The organism is Tsukamurella tyrosinosolvens (genome assembly GCF_900104775.1).
Classification (GTDB): domain Bacteria; phylum Actinomycetota; class Actinomycetes; order Mycobacteriales; family Mycobacteriaceae; genus Tsukamurella; species Tsukamurella tyrosinosolvens.
On sequence record NZ_FNSA01000003.1, the window covers coordinates 40467 to 62178 of the forward strand.

18 protein-coding genes are annotated in these 21712 nt (G+C 71.5%); 6 read left to right on the forward strand and 12 right to left on the reverse strand.

All coding sequences use genetic code 11. The features are described 5' to 3' along the window. Positions 1–58 precede the first annotated feature (58 nt). The 4 genes from BLW32_RS01735 to BLW32_RS01750 all read right to left on the reverse strand — a co-directional run bounded on the left by BLW32_RS01735 (position 59) and on the right by BLW32_RS01750 (position 5330). Positions 59–886 carry a heparin lyase I family protein gene (locus tag BLW32_RS01735; RefSeq protein WP_068740402.1) on the reverse strand — a complete coding sequence of 276 codons (828 nt, stop codon included), beginning with the start codon at positions 884–886 and terminating at the stop codon, positions 59–61. A 29-nt stretch (positions 887–915) separates the two neighbouring features. Beyond that, a complete protein-coding gene (locus BLW32_RS01740) occupies positions 916–1836 on the reverse strand; it encodes a glycoside hydrolase family 5 protein (RefSeq protein WP_139286016.1) in 921 nt (306 codons plus the stop codon). Continuing rightward, positions 1833–2471, reverse strand: a complete 639-nt coding sequence (locus BLW32_RS01745; RefSeq protein ID WP_068740407.1) for a hypothetical protein — start codon at positions 2469–2471, stop codon at positions 1833–1835. The genes BLW32_RS01740 and BLW32_RS01745 overlap by 4 nt, the downstream gene beginning before the upstream one ends. A 1302-nt stretch (positions 2472–3773) precedes the next feature. Then, positions 3774–5330 carry an O-antigen ligase family protein gene (locus BLW32_RS01750; RefSeq protein WP_139286017.1) on the reverse strand — a complete coding sequence of 519 codons (1557 nt, stop codon included), beginning with the start codon at positions 5328–5330 and terminating at the stop codon, positions 3774–3776. Positions 5331–5603: 273 nt separating this feature from the next. On the opposite strand from BLW32_RS01750, the gene BLW32_RS01755 reads away from it, so the two are divergent. Beyond that, complete coding sequence (locus BLW32_RS01755; protein WP_068740417.1) at positions 5604–6401, forward strand: WecB/TagA/CpsF family glycosyltransferase; 798 nt, start codon at positions 5604–5606, stop codon at positions 6399–6401. On the opposite strand, the gene BLW32_RS01760 is transcribed toward BLW32_RS01755, so the two are convergent. Further along, the gene (locus BLW32_RS01760) at positions 6361–7308 is read right to left on the reverse strand and encodes a glycosyltransferase family 4 protein (RefSeq protein ID WP_231857309.1); all 948 of its coding nucleotides are present in this window, start codon (positions 7306–7308) and stop codon (positions 6361–6363) included. The genes BLW32_RS01755 and BLW32_RS01760 overlap by 41 nt on opposite strands. A gap of 218 nt (positions 7309–7526) precedes the next feature. Here BLW32_RS01760 and BLW32_RS01765 point away from each other — a divergent pair, with 218 nt between their 5' ends. Genes BLW32_RS01765 through BLW32_RS01775 form a run of 3 tightly spaced genes read left to right on the forward strand, consistent with a single transcriptional unit; the run spans position 7527 to position 11934 of the window. Next, positions 7527–8924 (forward strand): flippase, encoded by a 1398-nt coding sequence (locus BLW32_RS01765; RefSeq protein ID WP_082791242.1) that lies wholly within the window; start codon positions 7527–7529, stop codon positions 8922–8924. Next, entirely contained in the window at positions 8924–10897 is a 1974-nt protein-coding gene (locus BLW32_RS01770) for a glycosyltransferase (protein WP_068740418.1), read from the forward strand. Before BLW32_RS01765 ends, BLW32_RS01770 begins: the two co-directional genes overlap by 1 nt. 8 nt (positions 10898–10905) lie before the next feature. Continuing rightward, positions 10906–11934 (forward strand): glycosyltransferase family 4 protein, encoded by a 1029-nt coding sequence (locus BLW32_RS01775; protein WP_068741193.1) that lies wholly within the window; start codon positions 10906–10908, stop codon positions 11932–11934. On the opposite strand, the gene BLW32_RS01780 is transcribed toward BLW32_RS01775, so the two are convergent. From BLW32_RS01780 to BLW32_RS01790, 3 genes are read right to left on the reverse strand one after another with little or no spacing between them, the layout of a single operon-like run. Next, positions 11900–12997 (reverse strand): glycosyltransferase family 4 protein, encoded by a 1098-nt coding sequence (locus tag BLW32_RS01780; protein ID WP_068740420.1) that lies wholly within the window; start codon positions 12995–12997, stop codon positions 11900–11902. The genes BLW32_RS01775 and BLW32_RS01780 overlap by 35 nt on opposite strands. Continuing rightward, positions 12994–14346: a glutamate-1-semialdehyde 2,1-aminomutase gene (locus BLW32_RS01785; protein WP_068740422.1), complete on the reverse strand. Its 1353-nt coding sequence runs from the start codon at positions 14344–14346 to the stop codon at positions 12994–12996. The genes BLW32_RS01780 and BLW32_RS01785 overlap by 4 nt, the downstream gene beginning before the upstream one ends. Next, on the reverse strand, positions 14343–15455 hold the full coding sequence (locus BLW32_RS01790; RefSeq protein WP_068740425.1) for a class I SAM-dependent methyltransferase: 1113 nt from the start codon (positions 15453–15455) through the stop codon (positions 14343–14345). The genes BLW32_RS01785 and BLW32_RS01790 overlap by 4 nt, the downstream gene beginning before the upstream one ends. Before the next feature lie 14 nt (positions 15456–15469). Here BLW32_RS01790 and rfbC point away from each other — a divergent pair, with 14 nt between their 5' ends. Next, positions 15470–16024 carry a dTDP-4-dehydrorhamnose 3,5-epimerase gene (gene rfbC, locus BLW32_RS01795; RefSeq protein WP_068526558.1) on the forward strand — a complete coding sequence of 185 codons (555 nt, stop codon included), beginning with the start codon at positions 15470–15472 and terminating at the stop codon, positions 16022–16024. A gap of 11 nt (positions 16025–16035) precedes the next feature. On the opposite strand, the gene BLW32_RS01800 is transcribed toward rfbC, so the two are convergent. The 4 genes from BLW32_RS01800 to BLW32_RS01815 are packed head-to-tail and all read right to left on the reverse strand — an operon-like array spanning position 16036 to position 19732. Then, positions 16036–17052, reverse strand: a complete 1017-nt coding sequence (locus tag BLW32_RS01800; RefSeq protein ID WP_068740427.1) for an NAD-dependent epimerase/dehydratase family protein — start codon at positions 17050–17052, stop codon at positions 16036–16038. Further along, positions 17049–17702 carry a PIG-L deacetylase family protein gene (locus tag BLW32_RS01805; RefSeq protein WP_068526560.1) on the reverse strand — a complete coding sequence of 218 codons (654 nt, stop codon included), beginning with the start codon at positions 17700–17702 and terminating at the stop codon, positions 17049–17051. The genes BLW32_RS01800 and BLW32_RS01805 overlap by 4 nt, the downstream gene beginning before the upstream one ends. Then, positions 17699–18481, reverse strand: a complete 783-nt coding sequence (locus tag BLW32_RS01810) for a glycosyltransferase family protein (RefSeq protein ID WP_068740428.1) — start codon at positions 18479–18481, stop codon at positions 17699–17701. Before BLW32_RS01810 ends, BLW32_RS01805 begins: the two co-directional genes overlap by 4 nt. Before the next feature lie 3 nt (positions 18482–18484). Continuing rightward, positions 18485–19732, reverse strand: coding sequence for a class I SAM-dependent methyltransferase (locus tag BLW32_RS01815; protein WP_068740430.1), 1248 nt, complete (start codon positions 19730–19732; stop codon positions 18485–18487). A 439-nt stretch (positions 19733–20171) separates the two neighbouring features. On the opposite strand from BLW32_RS01815, the gene BLW32_RS01820 reads away from it, so the two are divergent. Next, complete coding sequence (locus BLW32_RS01820) at positions 20172–21710, forward strand: sugar transferase (protein ID WP_068740432.1); 1539 nt, start codon at positions 20172–20174, stop codon at positions 21708–21710. The last annotated feature ends 2 nt before the right edge of the window (positions 21711–21712 follow it).

The window sequence follows — 21712 nt, forward strand, 5'->3', positions numbered from 1 at the left end:
ATATTTGCATCTGCGTAGGCTGTGAGCTGCCCCCTTGGCGCCGGAGGCTGTGTGCACCTCAGCGGGAGTTGAGCGTGGGAAGCTTCACGGACTCCCGGCTGGTACCCACCCGCAGCGCGTCGAAGTAGACCGTGCCCTTGGTCTCGACCGCGGTCGGCCGGAAGTAGCCGATCCGCCACGTGCTGAACGGACCGTCGGCCTTGTTCGGATTCTCTCCCCGCGCGTTCGTCGCCGGGTACAGCGTGCCACCGAGTGGCTGCCAGTCCTTCGCGACCTCCTGGTCGTCCATCCAGATCGACACCCGCGCTCGTTGCGGATCGGTGGAGAAGACCACGTGCCAGGTCCATGCGATCCATGCGCCGCGGCGGGCGGTTCCCAGGTCGACGGCGGAGGCGCGATTCCCGTCCGGGTGGCCGAAGCCGCCCTGCGCCTTGAACGTGCCCGACGGGTCGATGACCAAGGCGAGGGGCGCCGTGCCCAGGCCCGAGTTCTTCCACTCCGACAGGATCTGGAATCCCTCCGGGGCCTGCGGGAAGTCGCGGTCGAGCTGCAGGTACCAGGAGAACCACAGGTCGTCCCCCTCCGCCAGGGAGGCGGTCTTGTTGGTCCCGGGAAGGAGCGAGGTGGCCGTCTGGTCGCCCTCCAGCGTGAACGCGACGGCGTTGCGTCCTGCGGCGACGGTGCCGGACTCGAGCGTCGGTGTCGGTTGGCGTTCCGTCCCAGGGGTGGGAGCGGCGAACTCCGACAGCGACCCGGTCTCGAAGTCGCCGCTCCACAGCGGTGCCGGGGCGGCATCGCCGCAACCGGCGAGGACCGTCGCCGCGATGCACAGGGACAGGCACGACAGCCGGCGGCGGACGTTGCGGACGCGGAGGGGGGGAACCATGTCAGTGCTACCTCGTTGGGGATCGCGTTTCATCGGTCGAGGGGGAGCGTGCGGAACGCCGTCGCTACCGCCGGCCGGGGGGCGCCGGGCGAGTGGAAGGGGGCTGACGCGTCCGGGGTCGCGTCGTAGGTGGGCCAGAGGAAGGAGCCCACACGCGTGGGCGAGCCGGTGGTGAGCCGCGCGACGGCGGCGAACCGCTCCTCCCAGACCGCCCGCGGGGCGCCGGCGTCCGTGCCGAACTCCCCGATGACGACGTCCTTGCCCGCACCCCACGGCGTCGTACGCAGGACGTCCGGGTCCTCGGGTGCGGGTGCGTAGTAGCAGTGGATGCTGAGGAAGTCGCTGAGCGCGTCGGTCGCGACGGAGCCGCTCCGCCACTCGAACTTGGACCGGACGCTCCGCGAGTGGGTGACGGGCTTGCCCGATGCGCTCCGCGCGATGTCGCCGAGCCGGTGCACCGTGTCCAGCCACGGCTCGGGCTGGTCGTAGCCGAGGGTGGTCCGCGTGCGGCTCTGGTCGTTCGCCTCGTTGGTGACGTCGATGCCGATCACCCGGGGGTAGCGCCGCAGCTCCCGGGCCCACGCGCGGTAGATGCGCTCCGCAGCGGAGCGCGTCGTGTCCGGTCCCCAGTGAGAGAGGTCGCCCCCGCAGGGCAGTATGTACATGCCGGCGCCGGTCGCGTGGTCGAGGACCTGCTTCCACCTGCGCAGGTACTCGTCGAGGGTGATGGCGCCCGATGACACGACGGCGGTGTTGCCGAACACGCGGATCGCGTTCGCCCCGATCGACGCCGCGTCATCGATCATCGGTCTGATCCAGGTCTCGTAGTCCCAACGCCGCCAGAACTCGCTCCACACCTCGTCGGCGGCGACGCCGGAGAAGAAGCTCGGATTGATGTTCACCCCGCGCAGGCGCAGCGACGGCGGAATCGCCACGCCTGCCGGGGTCACGTAAAAGACGTCTTCACCACCGTGATGGTCACACCGAGGAGATGGACCGGACCGCGGAAGTCGTCCTCGGCGGCCGCGGCCTCCCGCGTCACCATCAGGCGTACAGCGGGCATGTCCGGACTGACGGGATACTCGCCGATCCGCGTGGTCATCACGGCACCCGCGGGCTCCTTCACCGCGGCCACCGCGGCGAGCCAGGTGCGGTTCGACTGCTCGCCCAGCGGGACCGTGCGCTCGGCGCGGATCATGCCCGCCGTCCACCGCACGGAACCGGGCCCCGGCTGGGGGGCGATCCACACGAGGTCGACACTGACCAGTGCTGCGCCCTCGGGAAGCCCCACCGTCGCGATGGCGTTGGTCTCCGAGTCCGGACCGAAGGTGAGGGCGGGCCATCCGTCGACGACGCGCGTGGTGCCCTCGAACGCGGACACCGCGACGAACTGCCGATCACCCACGGCTACCGAGGCCTCGTCCTCCGTGTCGCCGAATCGGTAGCCCACCAGTCCGGCGGCGGTCGCTCCGGCGAGAGTAGCGGCGGATCCCACCAGTACCTGCCTGCGGTTCGCGCCGGAACGCCCTCCGCTGCCGCGGGTTGCGGGCGTCGCGGAGGTACCGGCCTGCTTCTTCGACTCCATCTGCTCGCTTCCTCGTCGTGGCGCCACCGGCGGAGTCGTTCGCCGCCGCCGCGCCGCCGGGCCGTCGTCGGGCCGGCGAGACCGGGCGTGAGCGCGAAGCGGCCCTCGGGGGAGGGGTCGCCGGACCACACTGCGATGATGCAGCTGCAATAGTAGCCGGAGGGAGCCCGATGACCAGCAGACGTAGTGCGTTGTCACGCCTGAGCCCGTCCCAGCGCGTGGCGGGGATCGGATTCCTGGTCCTGGCGCTGGTCCTCGTCGCGTATGCAATACGCGTTGGTACCCCGTTGCGGTACGGCGATGAGAAGGAGTACGTCGGTATCGCGCAGGGGATCGTCGACGGACAGGGGTACCGGTTGTACGGCGCCGAGTCGGCGTACCGGCCTCCCGCCTGGCCGCTGCTGCTTGCCGCTTTCCTGGCGGTGGGGCTGCCGACGTGGCTCCTGCCGGTCGTGCCCGCGATCCTCCTGGTGATCGCGGCGGCGGCGGCCGGCGTCGCCGCCGTCCGGATCTCGGGTCGTCCGCTCGGCGCGCTCGCGGCACCCGCGGTACTGCTGTACCCCATCGACGCGTACACGGCGACCACGCTGTACCCGCAGGCGCTCGCGACCGCAGGCCTCGCGCTCCTCGTCCTTCTCGCGACGCGTGCACAGGACGGTGCGCCCCTGTCGGTCCTGGCGTGCGCGGCCGTCGGTCTGCTGATGGCCGTCGAGGTGCTCTCCGTGCCGACGATGGCGCTCACCGCCCTGGTCGTCGGCGCATGGATCCTGGTCCGCCAGAAGGGGAACAGGGTGCGATTCGCGGCGATCGGTGGCGCGGCGGCCGCTCTGCCCGTCCTCGCGTGGACCGCGTTCAACACCGTCAGGTTCGGCACGCCGGTGCTGATCAGCACGAGCGGTGGGCAGAACCTACTGATCGGGAACAACCCGTCGGCGACGGGTGACTCCGGCGTGGACGTGGACATCGACCGGTACCTCGAGGCCGCCGTGGGTATGAGCGAACCGGACCGAGACGCCTACCTCCGGCAGTCGGCGATCGACTGGATCCTGAGCGATCCGGTCGCTGCCCTGCGCCTTTACGTGGCGAAAACGGTCAACTACTTCTCGCCGTACAACGCCCCCACGACCGCTGTCGAGGGCACGGACAGCACGGCGCGGATCGCGCTCGTGGTACTGGCCTTCGTCGTGCTGATCGCGGCGACGAGCGTCCGGTTCGGTCTCCACCGGCGACTGTCGGTACAGCCCGTCGAGTGGTTGGTCGTCGGACTGTTCGTCGCGAACGGTCCGTTCATGGCCCTCTTCTTCACTCGGACGAGGTTCCGCCAGCCCCTCGACGCGATCCTCCTGATCGAAGCGGCGATCGGCGTCGTTCTGGTTGTGGTGTGGCTGCTGGACCGCTACCGATCGCGGCGAGCACGTCGGGAGCCGGAGGAAGCCGCTTAGCCTCCGGCGGTATCCCGGGGGGGACGGCAGTCCGGGGGACTGCGGAGTACCCCGCGGCCGCACCGAGGGCCATGCCGAACAACAGGGAGTTCGCGGGATCGAGCGGCAGCGGCGCGACGACGGAGATCGCCATCAGTGCGGTGGAGATCGCGGCCGCCGCGATCGCCGGCCGGCGTCGGGAACGGAGTGCCCGGTACAGGGGGATCAGGGCGAAGGCGACGAAGAACACCATCCCGATGACGCCTGCCTTGACCAGCCACCACAGGTAGAAGTTGTGGGCGTAGGAGCTGTCGGGCGCGGGGACGAAGTTACGGGGCGTGCCGAAGTGCGACTTGTAGGCGAACCCGGCGCCGTGCCCGAACCACGGCTCCTTGGTGAAGTTGCTCATGAGATTCGAGTTCTCCACGAGCCGGTCGTTCAGGGAGTTGTCCGTGGCCAGGTACTGGGCCGAAACGCCTCCGAGAACGCGCCCTTGGAAGCTCTCGACGGTGGTGGAAAGCCATTTCCCGACCGGAGTTCCCTGTCCGAGGAACAACAGCGCCGAGGTGGCACCGACGATCCCCAGCGTTCCGCCCGCCGCGAGTGCGGCGGCGCGCGGCAGGGTGCGCAGCGTCCCGCCGAACACGACGCAGACCGCCAGGGTGACCGCGAGTCCGATGATCGTGTTGCGACTGAACGACATCAGGATGATGAACAATGTCGGCGGGATCGCCCAGAGGAAGAACCGCCGTCCAGGCAGCTTCAGGAGGAAGCACGCCGCCCCGACGCAGAGGACCGCGGTGGCGGCCATCTGGACGTTCGTGATGTATCGGATGCCCGATTCGGCGGCGTTCTCCTTCGCCAGGTCGTCCGCCCGTCCCTCGAGGACGAGGCCGGTCACGGAGGCGATGGCGATCATGGCCGCGGAGCCCCACAGCACGGGGACACACACCTTGGCGAGCTTCGACACGAGGCCGGCGCGGACGACCACGAGACCGTAGAAATAGCCGAGGACGGTGTCGAAGAGGAACTGCACCTCGCGGGCGATGCGGAAGGAGTCGTTCCCCACATCGTGGCCGTGGAACGCGGCTGCCGCCACCATCCCGAGGAAACAGAGAGCGGGGATCACGTCGATCGGCCGTACCTGGACGCGGTCGCGGAGCAGCACGAGAAGGGCGATGATCGCCGCGACTTCGTACGGGAGGATCGTGAAGAGCCCGAGATCGCGGCCGAAGGCCACTGCGGCGGGGAACGTGAAGAACGCGAAGACGATCGTGAGGTAGATGTACCAGCGCGGATGCACCAGGGTGACGACGAGGATCGCACACCCCGCCAGGGCGTACTTGAACATGCTCGGATCCTGGACGGCCTGAAAGACCAGGGCGCCGGCGACGATAGCCAAGACCACCGTGGCGCCCAGGTCGCCGCGGTTCCTCACCGTCCGTTCCGGCGCGGTCGGCGCGGCGGTCACGCGCGTCGACCGGGGAAGTGCACTGCGCTCATCGGTACCCCGTTCCATCGGATCCGGCCGTATCTGCCGACCCGATCGAGATGATGTGAGGTTGCAATTACAGCGATCTAGGGATTCACCATACTATGAACTTGTGAGCCCCAATCCTGTGTGCGCGCGCCGGTGCTCGACGAGGTGCGCTGCGATCGACCGATGGTCCGCCTCGGCGCCCGTCGTCCCCCTCTGCGCAGGAGGGGCGGAATGAGCACGCGCCCCGCGCTGCTCGTGGATGACTCCCCGATCGTGTGTGTGAGCGGCGCGGACGTCCTCGATCGGATCGAACGACGCATCGCCGAGGGCGGTACGCGCCCGCTGGGTGTGTGCTCGGTCAACGTCGACCATCTGCACCACTTCGGTCCAGGTGGCCGGCGCCTCGGCGGCGACGTGGACTGGCTGTCGGTCGCGGACGGGGCCCCCATCGCCCGCCGCGGTGCCATGCTCGCGCGCTGTGACTGGCCCCGGGTCACCGGAGCCGACTTGTTGCCGCAGGTGATCGCCCGCGCTGCAGAGCGTGGTTGGCGGGTGGGGTTCGTCGGCGGTACGCCGGAGATGCACGATCGCCTGCGCCCCGTGCTGCGGGAGGAGTATCCGACGCTGGCGGTGGTGGGCTTCTGGGCGCCGGAGCGCGCGGAGCTCGACGACCGGGACGTCGCGGAACGGATCGTGGCCGAGGTTCGGTCGGCGTCTCCGACGGTGCTGATCGTCGGGCTCGGGAAGCCCCGCCAGGAACGGTGGATCGACGAGGCGGGCCCGCACACCGGTGCCGCGGTGCTGCTTCCGTTCGGCGCCGCCGCCGACTTCATGGCCGGAATGGTGGTGCGGGCGCCGGAACGGTGGCAGCGCGCGGGTGCCGAGTGGCTCTATCGGCTTCTCCAGGAACCGCGCCGACTGGCGCGGCGTTACCTGGTCCAGGGGCCGCCCGCGCTTCTGCGCCTGCGGCGGGCCCGACTGACCGAAGTCACATGGCCCGCAGCATCTCAGCCAGGTGGCGCGCCATGATCTCACTCGTGAACCGGGTCCTGGCGACGACAGCGGCGCGTCGTCCCATCTCGATCCGCATGTCGTCGTCGCGAGCGAGCACTTCGATGGCCGCGGCGAAGGCATCGACATCCCCGGGTGGCACCAGCAGGCCGGTCTCGCCGTGCTGAACGTAGTCCGCGACTCCGGGGTTGTCGGTGACGACGAGGGGTCGGCCGCTGGCCATCGCTTCGAGCACGACGGTCAGGCCGGAACCGGTGACCGTCGGGTGCAGCGCGATCGCCACGATGCCGGCGCGCGCGTAGAGTTCGCGGATCCGGCCGTTCAGTCGTTCGGTGTGCACGGTGACGAGGCCGTCGGTCGCATCCACCGGGAGGCTGGACGCCAATTCCAGCCGGACGTCGGGGATCCGGCTCCGCACGGCCGCCACGCCGCGGACCAGGGTCGCGTGGTCGCGGAAGCGGTCCTCACCGGCGCTCATCACGGTGTGCGGTGCGGAGGCCTGCGGTTGCTCCGAGTAGAAGTCCGTGTCGATCCCGAGGGGGACGAAGTGCAGTCGTTCGGGGGCCACGCCCCACTCGCTCGCCATGAGCGGAAGGACCGCCGAGCACTGCGCCCACACCGTGCGGGCGCGGGGCAGCGCGCGTCGCGCGAGCGCGCCGTGCACCCGACCGGCGGCCGCGCGCGTCGTCAGCCAGCCGACGCCGGCGGCGACCGGTATGTCCCCGCTCAGCAAGGCGGGTACGCCCGTGCGCTCGTCGTACGCGAGGACCGCGTCTGCCGGCACCTTCGGCTTCGCGCGCATCGCCTCGACGAGCTCGTACCCACCGGTCCGATGTCGGACCGACTGCGCCAGCCGTCGGACGGGCCACGGCTCGTCGGCCGGGTTCGTCGAGCTGAACCGCAGCTCGATGCCGTGATCCGCCATCCGATCGAGGCCGTACGGTGAGCGATCGGGAACCTCGCCGGAGCGATGGCGATCCGCCCAGTCGGCCGGTGACAGGCCACCGGCCAACGGAACCACTACTCGCATCGGAACCCCCTCTCGCCGACGAGACTAGCGCCGAGGGTGTTGCGATCGGCGCCGAGGGTGAACTGAGCTTGCGTGGGCGTGCCTCGGGCGGGCGCATCGCTCGGGCGTTCAGTATGCAGTTCGTCGCTCGGATCCTTGGCCTGGTCGCGTCGATCGGCACCGTTGCCCTGACAACGCGGTCGCTCGGCCCCGGACCCTACGGGCAGCTGTCCGCCGCGATCATGTTCATCGGCCTGTGGAGCAGCCTCACCGAACTCGGTATCGGCTCGGTGATCGTGCGCCGCGTGACGAGCGGTACGGGCGACCTGTCGCGCCTGGTGCGGGTCAATGCGGGATTCTCGCTGACCTACTGCCTTCCGCTCGGCGCGGCCGCGGCGCTCACCGGTTGGCTCCTGTACCGCGACGATCCGCTCGTCGTGGTGATGATCGCGATCATCAGCGGCAGCCTCGTGCTCACAACGCTGAGCAGCTGCGTGCAGCCGGTGTTCGTGACGGACGTCCGCTTCGGCGCGGTCGCGCTGTCTGATCTCGTCGGCCGCCTGCTGTCCTTCGGCCTGACCTTCGTGCTGGTGCACGTCGGGGCCGACCTGTATTGGTACGCCGTGGTCCAACTGGTCCCGCCGCTAGTGGTGCTGGTCATCCAGGGGGGCGTCGCCCGTCGTATCGTCGACATCCGGCCGATCTTCTCGGTCCGCGAGAGCTGGGAGCTCGTCCGCGAGAGCCTGCCGCAGACCGGCGTCCTGATCATCGCGGCGCTGTACTGGCGTTCGGACGGCGTCCTGCTCTCGGTGCTGAGTACCAAGGAGGAGACGGGCGCCTACAACCTCGCGTACACGGTCGCCTTCAACGCGACGGTGATCTCCAGCGTCTTCCTCTGGTCGACGCTCTCGACGATGACCAACCTCTTCGCCACCGACCGTGAGCGCTTCGCCCGGTTCACCGAGCGCAGCATCCAGGCCATGCTGTTCGTGTCCATGCCCCTGGCGGTCGTGGGCGTGCTGCTCGCGCCGGAGCTGGTCCGGCTCCTCGGATCGGAGGACTTCGTCGCCGCCGGTGGTAGCACGTTGGGGCTCTTGTTCGTCGCCGTCGCGATCCGATTGGTCACCGGCACGCTCAGCCAGGGACTGTTCGCCGCGCACGACCAGGTCTTCCTCCTGCGGCTCAACATCGTCAGCCTGGTGCTCAACATCGGATTGAACGTCGCGTTGATCCCCCAGTTCGGCGCGAAGGGCGCCGCGGCTTCTCTCGTCGCGAGCGAGTTCTTCGGCCTGGCGGTCGCGACGTGGCGCTTGACCGGCCGCACACCGTATCGCACGCCCTGGTTGTTCCTGGTGCGATTGGCGCCGCCCGTCGCGGCGGCGGCGGCGGTGTGCCTCGTCGGGAATTCTCTTCCGGTCCTCCTGACCGGCGCGCTGGCGGCGGTCGTCTACGTGGCGGTGAACCTGCTGCTCGGGCCGGTGCGCCTGAACGACGCGCGTGGACTGCTCAGCTCCGAGGGAGGAAACCCGTGATGACTGCAGAACGCCTGTACCTGGCAGGGGGGCTCCGGCAGTCGCCGCCGCCGGCGACGCCGACGCACCGTGATCCGGCGGTCTTGATCGTCGCCTACCGCGTGCCGGGCGATGTCGCCGAGTGCCTCGCCGCCGTCGCGAAGCACCTGCCGGGTGTTCCGGTGCTCGTCTGGGACAACTCGGGTCCCGACTATCCGGGGATGGCCGACGTGCGAGAGGCGTTCCCGGCTGTCGCCTGGCACGGTGACGGTCGCAACCTGGGCTTCGCCGCGGCGGTCAACCGGCTCGCGGCCCTCGCTCCGGACCACGACCTGTTGCTGCTCAACCCCGACGCCCTGCTCCGCGGCGGACTCGAGGAGACCCGCGCCGCGCTGCGGCGGCCCGGGGTGGCGGCGGCGGCCCCCGCGGTCCACGATGTGCACGACACGACGGGGCGTGGCCGCCCGTGGGACGTCGCGCACCGCCGCCGGGGCGTGCTGCGGGGCCTCGTCTCCCGCGCCGGGTACGCCGAGGCGCTGCGCCGCACGCCGATCTCGGACCTGTACCCGGCAGCGCCGGAGCGGGTCGACGGCTACCTGACGGGCGCGTGTTTGGCCATCAGCCGCGACGCCTGGGATGCGTTGGGTCCGTTCGACGAGGAGTTCTTCCTCTACGGCGAGGAGACCGACTGGCAGCGGCGCGCCCTCGACGCGGGCTGGTCGCTGGAGTTGACCGGCGATGCGGGCGTCGAGCATTCGGGGCACGGTACGGTCCGCGACGACGCGGTCGCCTGGCGGCGCTCGGCCGACCTGTTGCGTGCGAACATGGCCCTCAACATCGAGCATGCCGCGGGTGCCCGCGCGGCCGGCGTCTTCCTGCTGGGGGATTCGCTGCTCGACCGGGTGCAGCGCAGCAAGCGCGCGAGCCGGGCAGCGATCCCGCGCAGCGAGCGGCCGAGCATCGTCTTCACGGTGAACCGGCTGGTCTTCGGAGGGGCCGAGCGGCACCACCTCGTGCTGGCGGGGGAGCTGCAGCGCCGCGGCTACGACGTGACCGTCGTCTGCCTGCAGCGCTTCGGTCCGCTGATCGAGGAGGCCCCGGCGGGCGTGCGCGTGGTACGCCAGCCATGGTGGGGGCCGTTGTTGGACCTACCTGCCGGCCCGACCATCCTGATCAGCGGCGACACCAACACCGAAACCGGCTTCGCCACCCTCTGGCGGGCCGGGGGCCGGGATCGGACGTGGTTGGTGGGGGCACACATCCCGCCGGAGCCGGACGGGCCCACGTACTCCGCTCCGCTGGCCGCCGCGATGCGGCGTGCGGACGGTTTCGTGGCGCTCTCTCCGGCGCACTGGGCGGAGGCGACGGCGCATCGGACGTTGGGCCGCAGGCACTTCGTCGCGCCCAACGGTGTGGCGCGGCGAGCGGATCTCGACGAGGTGCCGCCGCGTCCCCGTGTCGGCCACGTGCCGCGCCTGGTGATGTTGTCCCGCATCGTCGAGCACAAGAATCCGCACCTGTTGGTGGAGGCGCTGGCCGGGCTGGAGGACCTGCCCTGGGAGCTCGACATCTTCGGCGACGGTCCCGACCGCGAGCGGCTCGAGGCACTCACCCCACCTGGGCTGGCGGGGCGGGTGCGGTGGCGGGGCTGGTCGCCCGGGCCCGAGCACGCCTTCGCCGAGGCCGACCTGGCGTGCGTCCCGAGCGGCTCCGAGGCGTTCCCGATGGTGATCCTCGAGGCGATGGCCCGGCGCCTACCGGTGGTGGCGTCCGCCGTCTGCGCCGTCCCGGACATGCTCGACGACGGTGCCGTAGGCGCCCTGGTGCACGACGTGACCGTCGAGGGATGGCGGGAGGCCCTGCGTGAACTGCTGGCACGGCCGGAGGAGTGGGCCGCGCTCGGCGACCGCGGATTCGAGCGGATGCGCGAGCACTACACGGTCGAGGCGATGGCCGACGCCTACGAGGCGGCGTTCACGGCGGTGCGGCCGTGACGGTGCGGGTGCTGTGGCTCTCGCCGTGGATGCGGCCGCTCGCACGGGTGTACTGCGAGCGCCTGATCGACGCCGGCTTCGAGGTCGTGCTCGTCACCTCCGACCAGCATCCGGAGTCGGACGTGCAGCGGGCCTACGAGCGGGTCCTCGATCCGCGCCCGAAGACCCCGTCGACCTGGCCCGCGTTCGTCCGGGAGCTGCGCGCGGTCCGGTCGTTCCGGCCCGACGTCGTGATCACCGAGTTGGTGCGCGATCCGCGGTGGATCGCGCTCGCCGGAGGTGCTCCGCGGGTGAACCTGGTCCACGACGACCGGCCGCACGGCGCCGACGAGGAACTACCCGGGTGGGAACGCCGGCTGTTCGGGCGGTGGAACGGAACCGCCGCCTCCACGGTCTGTTTCAGCGATTACGTGGCCGATGCGGTATCCGCGAACGCGGTCGTGCCGCTGACCAGCGATCTCGACGACGCGGCCGTACCCCCGGTGGTGGCGGCGTCGGATCGCAGGGACTTCGTCGCCGTCGGGCGGCTCACCGAGTACAAGAATCTCGACGTGACGCTCGCGGCGTGGGAGCGCCACGTCGCCGGGCCGGGTTGGCGCGGCGACGAACTCGTGTTGATCGGCGATGGTCCCGATCGGCGCGTCGGGAAGGCGGTGCGATGGCATCGTGGGCCGTACGCGTACGCCGACGTGATCGCTCCCATGGCACGCGCGAAGGCGTCGGTGGTGCACTACCGAAGGGCCACGCAGAGCGGAGTCCAGGTGCTGGCGATGCAACTGGGCGTGACGCCCATCGTTTCGCCCGAGGGCGCGTTGCCGGAGTTCCAGCCCCCCGGGGAGCATCCGGTGGGTGTGGACGACGTCGAGGGCCTCGCGCTCGCGTTCGACGCGCTGGCGGATCCCGGTGCCGCGGCGGCGCGGGGGCGCGCCGCCCGCGATCACTACGACCGCGTTTTCGCGGCCCCGGTGTCGGCGAGATCGCTCGCGGCGGAGGTGGAGCGAGTCATCGCCGCGCGAGCGCGGACCACAGCGCGCTGAGCCTGGCATGCCACTCCACGAGGTCGAAATCGGCCGCACGGGAACGGGCCCCGACAGCGAGGTGGGATAGCAGCACCGGATCCTCGACCAACCGCGTGAGCGCGGTGGCCAGCGCGGGGACGTCCCCCGGCGGTACGAGGAGCCCGTCGTCGCCGTCGGTGATCGCGTCGGGGATCGCGCCCACGGGGGTGGTCAGCGGCGCGAGGCCGGCGGCCATCGCCTCCAGCAGCGCCATCGGCAGGCCCTCGTCGTAGCTGGGCAGCGCGAAGACCTGCGATGCGGCGAGCAGCGCGTCGCGCCCGGCCGGGTCCACCCAACCGCGGACCGTCACCGCCTCCTCGACGCCGGCCGCCGCGACCGCGGCGCGCACCTCGTCCACCTCGCCGTCGCCGGCCAGGGTCAGGTGCAGCCGTGACCGGACGTCGGGCGGCAGCGCGGCGACCGCCGCGACGAGGTCGTAGCTGCCCTTCCGGACGCCGAGCCGCCCGAGCGCGACCGCGCGGACGATGCTTTCGTCCGCGCCGTCGGCCGCGAGGCCCTCGGCGGGCCGGGCCGGGAGGGGCGGCACGGGGTTGTAGAGCACCTCGACCGTCTCGGGCGCGAGGCCCAGGGCGGCCGCGTACTCCGTGGCGAGGCCCGTCCCCAGCACCAACCAGCGGTCCGCGGGCAGGGCCGCCCGCACGAGGGTCCGCGCGGGGGCCGGGAGCCGGGTGACCCAGCCGCCGAAGTCGAAGCTGTGGCCGTGCACGACCGCGGGGACGCCGCGCAGGCGCGCCGCCCACAGCACGGGGGCCTTGCGCACGACGCTGCCGCCGTGCGAGAGGTGCACGTGCACCACGTCGACGTCGCCGCGGAGCACGGCCGCGGTGCTCCGCGCCATGCCGCCGAGACCGGTTCGCAGGCGCTGCCCGACGGTGCCGTCCACGTACGTGGCGACCAGGCGCACGTCGATGGCCGGATCGGGCTGCGCCGCCATGTGACCGACCACGGTGGCCATGCCGCCCCGGCTCAGGGGACCGGGGGGCGGGGGGCCCACGACGAGGACGCGGATCGGCGTCGTCACGACGGTGCCCCGCCGGGCAGGCGCCGCGGCGCCGCGGTCCGGCGCAGGGCCGGCGCGACGGGACGGCCCTCGAGCAGCCCGTCGACGGTGCCCGCCTCCAGTGCCTTCCGGTACGGCACGAGGGCCTGCGCCACCGCGTCGACGGTGTGGTCGACGTCGGCGTCGGTGTGCGCGGCGGAGATCACGAAGGACTGTCCGAGCACGCCGCGCCGCATCAGCTCCTGCAGGAACAGGGTCCGGTAGGCCTGCGACGGCGCACCGTCGGTGTCGCGGGTCGTGAAGACCAGGCACGACGGGCGGCCGATCGCGCGCACCGCGTTGCCGACCCCCGCGGCGTCCGCCGCGGCGTTCACCCCGTCGGCCAGCCGGCGCCCGGCGCGCTCCATCGCGCCCACCGGATCGCCCTCGCGGTAGGCCCGCGCGACGGCGCGGAACGCGGTGAGCGAGACCGACTCCGGGCCGTGCGTCGTGGACAGCAGGAACACCCGCTCGGCGTCGGTGTTGAGGCCGCCGAGCTCCATGAGCTCGCGCTTCCCGGCGAGCGCGGCGATGGGGAAGCCGTTGCCCATCGCCTTGCCCCAGCACGACAGGTCGGGCGTGACGCCGTACACGGACTGCGCGCCGTGCGGCGACCAGCGGAAGCCGGTGATCATCTCGTCGAAGACCAGCACCGCGCCGTGCTCGTCGCACAGGGCCCGCACCGCCTCCAGGAAGCCGGGTTCGGGCTCCGCGAGGGCCGTGGCGGCCTCGAGGAAGACGGCGGCGATGCGGCCGGGATGCTCGGCGAACCGGGCCCGCAGCGAATCGGCGTCGTTGTAGGCGAAGCGGACCGTGAGATCGCTGATCGCGGAGGGGATCCCGGCCGCCATGTCGGTCGCGCCGATGAACCAGTCGTCGACGGAGAAGAAGGGCTGGTCGCACACCGCCACGAGGTCGCGGCCGGTGGCGGCGCGCGCGAGGCGCAGGGCCGCGGTGGTCGCGTCGGAGCCGTTCTTGCCGAACTTCACCATGTCGGCGGTGGGCACCATCGCGAGGAAGTCCTCGGCGGCATCGAGTTCCGTCGTCGTGGGCCGGCTGAAGCTGAGACCGTCGTCGAGGCACGCGCGCACGGCCTCGACGACCGGCGGGTAGGCGTGGCCCAGGGTCACGGCCCGCAGCCCCATCCCGTACTCGACGTACTCGTTGCCGTCCGCGTCCCAGACGCGTGCGCCGCGGCCGCGCGTGAGCACGGGCGGCATGAACTCGGGGTACTGGTCGGCGCCGCGGGCGTAGGTGTGCGCGCCGCCGGGCACCAGTCGGTGCAGGCGGTCCTGCAGGTCCCGCGAGCGGGTGAAGTCGGGTCCGGTCATGGTTGGTTCACCAGTCTTCCGCGGAGGGCCGGCCAGGCCTCGAGCACCTCGTCGTGCAGGTCGGGCAGGGTCAGCAGGACGGGGCCGTCGAGCGTGGTCAGGTGCTGGGGCGGAACGATCGGGATGTCGGTGCCGGGCATGCGGCGACCCTGTTTCGACGGTGACGCGTCGGCGACGCAGGACACGAGGCCCGCGTCCAGGCCGGCCAGCGCGAACAGCGCCACGGCCCGCGAGGCGGCGCCGTAGGCCGCGACGGTGCGGCCGGCGGCGGCGTGCCCCTGCGCCCATTCCCGCAGCGCGCGCGCCTGGTCGGCGGGCGCGGCACTGAGCGTGCGCAGGCCCCGGGGCGTGCCGAGGCCGGCGGCGGCCTCCGCGGCGAGGATCCGGCGGACGGTGGGATCGGCGGCGCCCGCGCCGGGCACGACGTCGGCCGCGCCGGAGTGCCGCACCGCGAGCAGCACGGTGCCGCCGTACAGGTCGAACTCGAAGGCGCGCACCGGCTCCAGGCCCGCGGCGGCGAGCAGCCGCAGCAGGGCGGTCAGCGTGTAGTAGCCGAAGTGGCCGTGCCGCAGGGCGGTCCACTGCAGCTGGTCGACAATGCCGCCGAGCGGCTGGTACTGCAGCAGCAGCACGCCGCCGGGCGCGACGGCCGCGGCGCGAGCGGCGAAGGCCGCCCGCTGGTCGGGCTCGTGCATGATCCCGAAGCTGTCGAGAACGACGTCGGCACCGACGGTGGCCGAGTCGGTTTCGCGGAAGCCGCGGTCGGCGAGCAGCGGCAGCCACGTGCCGCCGTGCGGGCTGCCGAACTCGCGCACCGTCGTGCCGCGGAGGAGGCCGGCCTCGGCGACGCGGGCCACCGCGTCGGCGGCCTGCTCGCGCAGCGCGCGCGGTTCCACGCCCCGGGGCTCGTCGGTGACGGTGTCGTCGTCGGCGAGCTGTGCGAGGCCGCATGCGGCACACAGGTCCATCGCGAGTGGATGCGCGGACTCGCCGGGGTCGACCGGGGACCCGGCGGGCGGGAAGTGATCCGCCGCGGGGACGCGGCCCAGGTCGAGCACCCGGGTGAGTTTGACGGAGCCGCAGGCGCGGCACGCGCGTGCGTGTCTCATGGCAGCATGTCCTCATGCGCATCGAGCAGACCGACCTGGCCGACGTCCTGCTGCTGGTTCCCACCCCGCACGCCGACGACCGGGGCCTGTTCACGCGCACCTTCGACGCGGAGATCTTCGACGCGCACCTGGGGGAGCCGGGCGCCGCCGCACGATTCGTGCAGGATTCGCAGTCGCGCTCGATGCGGGGCGTGCTCCGCGGGATGCACGGCCGCTCGGGCCGCGGGGAGGCGAAGCTCGTGCGCTGCGCGCACGGCGCCGTGCACGACGTCCTGGTGGATGCGCGACCGTACTCGCCGACCTTCGGCCGGAGCCAGGCCTTCCGCCTGGACGACGAGGCCTTCCGCACGCTGTACGTGCCGCCGGGCTTCCTGCACGGCTTCCAGGCGCTGACCGACGTGGCGGACGTCTGCTACCGGATCGACCGCCCGCACGACCCGTCCGAGGACCTCGCGGTGCACCACGCCGACCCGGAGCTCGCGCTGCAGTGGCCGCTGGCCGCGTCGATCGTCTCGGCGCGGGACCGCGCGGCCGGCTCCTGGGCCGACCTGCGCTCCCGCCTGGGCTGACCCGGACCCGGTCATCGCCGGCGCATCGAGGCGTCGATGGCGCCCCCGGCCTGCAGCTCCTTGAGCACCGCGAGCCGGGTGAAGTCGTCGTGGAAGGCGCGCTCGGTGAGCCCGAACTCGGTGTAGGCCTTGTGCAGTTCGGCCGCGCCGTCCGCGACCGTCCACTGCGCCTCGAAGCCCAGTTCCTCGCGGGCACGGGAGAAGTCGACCCGGTACGAGCGGGGGTCGTTCCCCGCCTCGCCGGTGATCCGGACCGCGGCGCCGGGCACGACGTCGACCACGGCCTGCGCGATCTCGGCGACGGTCACGTTGTTGCGCTCGGTGCCGACGTTGTAGGCGCGCGCCGAGACCGTCTCCTTCGGCGCGGTGAGGCACGTGGCGAAGGCGTGCGCGATGTCCTGTGCGTGCACCAGGGGGCGCCACGGCGTCCCGTCGGAGAGCACCAGGACCTCGCCCGTGAGCACCGCGTAGCCCATCAGGTTGTTCAGCACGATGTCCGCGCGGAGCCGCGGCGAGAAGCCGAACGCCGTGGCGTTGCGCAGGAACACGGGGGTGAAGTCGGCGTCCGCGAGCTCCGCGGCGTCGTCCTCCACGCGCACCTTGCTGATCGCGTAGGGCGTGATGGGGTTGAGCGGCGCGTCCTCGTCGACGAGGCCGTCGCCGGCCGCGCCGTACACGGAACACGTGGAGGCGTACAGGAACCGGGAGACGCCCGCCTCCTTGGACAGCCGCGCGAGCCGGCTCGACGCGGCGTGGTTGATGTCGTAGGTGATCTCGGGCGCCAGCGAGCCCAGCGGGTCGTTGGACAGGGCGGCGAGGTGGATCACCGCGTCGAAGCCCTCCAGCTCCGCCGCGGTCACGTCGCGCAGGTCCGTGGTGAGCGTCGGCGGGTCGGCCACGGCCGGCCCGAGCACGCGGTCGGCGAAGAGCCCGGAGTCGAGTCCGGTCACCTCGTGGCCCGCCGCGCGCAGGATCGGCGTCATCACCGTTCCCAGGTATCCCTGGCTACCCGTGAGCAGGACCTTCATCGATTTCCTCCGAGATCTACGATCGCCTTTTCCAGCATGAAACCCTCGGCGTAGGTGGAGCGGCACTGGATGCCGCGCAGCCGTGCCAGGCCGAGGAAGGACTCGTCGTCGAACCAGTCGTGGTCGACCTGCGAGGGGTAGTGCTCCGTGAGCAGCCGCGTCTTCGCCATCGCGGCGTACGCCGAGAGCGGGTTGAACACGGTGGGTCGCGGGGTGTCGGTCTCCCACTTGAGGATCTCGTAGCCGAGGATCAGGTGGTCCCGGAACTCCTGCGGCACCAGCTCCGCGAGCTGGCGGTGGTCCTGGTGCGCGTCGCCGCGGTGCGGCGCGAAGACGATGTCGGGCGTGGACGAGCGCTTGAACTGCGCCAGTAGGGACTTCTCGCGCTGCCAGTGCGCGGGGGCTCGCCCGTCGGGCAGGTCCAGCACGGTGATGTGCAACTCCGCCTCGGGTGCGAAGGCGGCGAGCGCCGCCCGTTCCTCCGCCTCGCGCGGGGTGCCGGCGCCGCTGGCCACGAAGGCCCGCACGCGCAGGCCGGGATTGGCCTCCGCCAGCTGGAGCAGCGTCCCACCCATGCCGATCGCGATGTCGTCGCAGTGCGCGCCGAGCACCGCGATCTCCGAGATCCGGCCGGCGGAGAGGCCGATCATCCGACCGGGTCCTTCCAGACCATCCAGGGCCGGTCGCCGCGGGCGTAGCCGGCGTCGAGGTCGGCCCGCTCCTTGAACGTGTCGGCGGGCTTCCAGAAGCCGCGGTGCTTGTAGCCCAACAGCTTCCCCTCCTTGGCCAGCGCGGTGCACGAGTCCGCCACCAGATCGCCGCCGGGCGGCAGGTGGTCGAAGACCTCCTGGGTCAGCACGAAATAGCCGCCGTTCTCCCAGATGGGGAACTCGGAGACGGGGGTGATGCCGGTGACCTTGTCGTCGCCGTCCACGTCCACGCAGTGGAACGAGGACTGCGGCGGCACCAGCAGCATCGAGGCGGCGGAGCCGGTCGCCTTGACCTGGTCGATGATGGTGTTCATCGGGGCGTCGCTGAGCACGTCGGCGTAGTTGGCGAGGAAGTACTCGTCACCGTCCAGATAGGGCCGCGCGCGCCGGAGGCGTTCGCCGATGGCCGATTCCAGTCCTGTGTCGACGAAGGTGATCGTCCAGTCCCGCATGTCGGCGCCGAGCAGCTCCACCTCGCCGCCGCGGATCACGAAGTCGTTCGACTCCGTCTCGCGGTAGTTGAGGAAGTAGTTCTTGATGTGCTGCGCGCCGTAGCCCAGGCACAGCACGAACTCGGTGTGGCCGAAGTGCGCGTAGTACCGCATCACGTGCCAGATGAGCGGCCGCGGTCCGACGAGCTGCATGGGCTTGGGCACCATGTCGTCCGCGGTATTGCGCATCCGCATGCCGTAGCCGCCGCAGAACAGGACAACCTTCATCGCTCAGACCTCCGTGGTAGCGGCGACCGGCCGCGCGGTGTGCAACTGGGGCATGGGGTAGACCACCTCGGTGCCCTGCTCGATCAGGGGACGCAGCTGCTCGGTGATCTCGGTCTCGAGGTTCCACGGCAGCACGACGACCACGTCGGGGCGGTCGGCGTCGAGGCGCTCGGGCGCGTGGATCGGGATGCGCGTGCCGGGGGTGAACCGGCCGTGCTTGTACGGGTTGCGGTCCACGGTGTACTCGAGGAGGTCGGGCCGGATGCCGCAGTAGTTGAGCAGCGTGTTGCCCTTGCCCGGGGCCCCGTAGCCGGCCACCCGCTTGCCCGCGGCGCGGCACTCGAGCAGGAAGCGCAGCAGGTCCTGCCGGGCCCGGTCGGCCAGCGCCTGCATCCCGGTGTAGCCGGAGAGCACGTGCAGCCCGGCCTCCTCCTCGATCCGCAGCACCTCGCGCACGCGGTCCGACGGTGCCTGTGCCACCCCGTCGGGCCGCGCCCAGACGCGGATGGAGCCGCCGTGCGTGGGGACGAGCTCGACGTCGACGACCGTCAGGCCCGCGGTGGCGAGCGCCCGCTGCGCGCTGAGCACCGTGTAGTACTGGAAGTGCTCGTGGTAGATCGTGTCGAACTGGCCCTCGGCGACGAGCGCGAGCGCGTGGTGCACCTCGATGCTCAGCCAGCCGTCGTCGGCCAGCAGTCCCCGCAGCCCCTGGGTGAATCCCAGGAGGTCGGGGATGTGCGCGTAGACGTTGTTCGCGACCACCAGATCGGCGGGGCCGTGCTCGGCGCGGACCTGCGCGGCGGTCTCCGGGCCGAGGAAGGCGGTCACCGTCGGGACGCCCCGGTCCCGGGCGGCCTGCCCGACGTTGACCGAGGGCTCGATGCCGACGCAGGGCACGCCGGCGGCGACGGCGTGCTGCAACAGGTACCCGTCGTTGCTGGCGACCTCGACGATGAGGCTGTCGCCGTCGAGCTCGAGCCGGCGGATCGACTCGTCCACGAAGCGGCGCGCGTGGTCGACCCAGCTCGCGGAGAACGAGGAGAAGTACGCGTACTCGGAGAAGGTCTCCTCCGGGAGGATCAGCGCGGGGATCTGGAGCAGCAGGCATTCCTCGCAGATCCGCAGGTGCAGCGGGTAGGTGGGCTCGGGGCCGTCCAGTTCCGCTGCGGTGAGGAACATTTCACAAGGTGGTGTGGCACCGAGGTCGACCACGCTCCGCAGCTGTGACGAGCCGCACAGACGGCAATTCATGATGGCTTCCGTAACTCTCGGCGGGCTCTTCGATGTTTGATCATAGACCTCACATCTTTTCTGGTTGCAAACGGTCAATGCATCTTGCGATTGCAATGCTGAGCGTCTACGGTAGCAACCGGCAGCCACTCGCATCCATCGCGCGGCACCCTCGGAAGCGAGGGGGTGTTTCCCGGGGGATCGGGATCGGACGGCGGAAGTTGGGCCCGTGACCAGTGTGAACTGTTGTCGTCACGGCGCACTCCGCATCGGTTCCCGGAGTGGCTGTGGGCGCCGTCACACCCACGAAGCGCGACGGTGGCCTCCGGGTGCGGGATGCATGAGACGAAGCTCACGGAATTAGGTATTCGCAACTGCAATATGTAGATTAGCGATTCTGATTCGGTCGGGACGTCGAATTCCGCGTCCGGTCACGGCGAACGGATATGAGGAGCGGGACATGTCGATCGACACCTGGGTAGCGGCCGGTGCCGCCCCGGCGGAGCCCGTCGCCGACGCCACGCCCGAGCCCGCGCGGGCTCCGGCGACCGGCGCGCCGATCCCGCCCGTGGCCCTGCCGCAGGTACCGTCAGCGCGCGCCGTCGCGGAGGCCCACCGCGACCGCCTGGCACGCCGGATCGTCGCTGCGGACGCCGTCGTGGCGCTCGCCGCCTCGGCCGCGGGCTTCGTCGTCGGCTATGCAGCCGGCGAGAGCGCGCCCGAACTGGCCGCCCTCGTGGTGGGAGCGAACCTGTTCTGGTTCCTCCGCCTCTGGCGTTCCCGGCCGATGGCCATGCCGCTGTTGCGGCTCGGCACCCCCGAGCTGCGCCGCGTTCTCGTCACGGCCCAGCTCGTCTACGGCCCACTGGTCCTGATCGAGCTCCTCTTCCCGCAGATGCTTCCTCAGGCGCTCTTCCTCGCCTCGGCACCAGTCGCTCTGGTCGGTGCGCTGCTCGTGCGACTCCGGTTCCGGCACAAGGCCACTGCCGTGGCGCCCGTACCCACCCTGGTGGTCGGCGGTTTCGCCTCGGCCACGGCCTCGACCCGGAGCCTCCTCGGCGCGCCGACCGCAGGCGCGCGGGTCGTGGGAGTCTGCCTCCCCACCAACGACGCCATCGTCGTCGATGCGCTCGAGATCGCGGGCACGCGAGTGCCCGTCGTGGGGACGGACCGTTCCGTGCTCGAGGCCGCGCGCGAGACCGGCGCCGGCATCGTGGTGCTCACCGCGACCGATTCCCTCGGACCCGATGACCTCCGTGAGCTGATGTGGCAGCTCGCGGCGGAGGGCATCGAGCTCGTGGTCACGGCGGGCCTGCCCGACGTCGCGCGCTCCCGGATGGTGAGCGGTTCGGTCGGCCGTACCCCGATGACCGCCGTCGCCGCGCCGCGCCCCGCCCGCTCCCACGGGCTCGGCAAGCGCATGCTCGACCTGGCCGTCGCCGGTGCCGGCGTGCTCGTGACCGGGCCGGTCATGCTCGCGATCGCCGTCGCCGTCAAGGCGGACAGCCGCGGCCCGGTCTTCTACCGCGCGCAGCGGGTCGGTGCCGGTGGCGAGTCCTTCGACATGATCAAGTTCCGGAGCATGTACGTCGACGCGGACACCCGCCGCGGCGTCCTGGCCGACGAGAACATGGGCGCGGGGCCGCTGTTCAAGGTGAAGAACGATCCGCGGGTCACGCGGGTGGGCCGCTTCATCCGCCGGTACAGCCTCGACGAGCTGCCCCAGTTCTTCAACGTCCTCGGTGGCTCGATGTCCGTGGTCGGGCCGCGCCCGGCGCTCGCGCACGAGGTCGAGCAGTACCCGCCGGTCATGCTCCGCCGGATGCTGGTGAAGCCGGGCGTCACGGGCGCCTGGCAGGTCAACGGCCGCTCGAACCTCAGTTGGGACGAGTCCATCCGGCTCGACGTGGGGTACGTGGAGAACTGGTCGCTCGGCACGGACGTCGGCATCATCGCGCGCACGGTGCGCACCGTGCTCACCTCCGACGGCGCCTACTGATC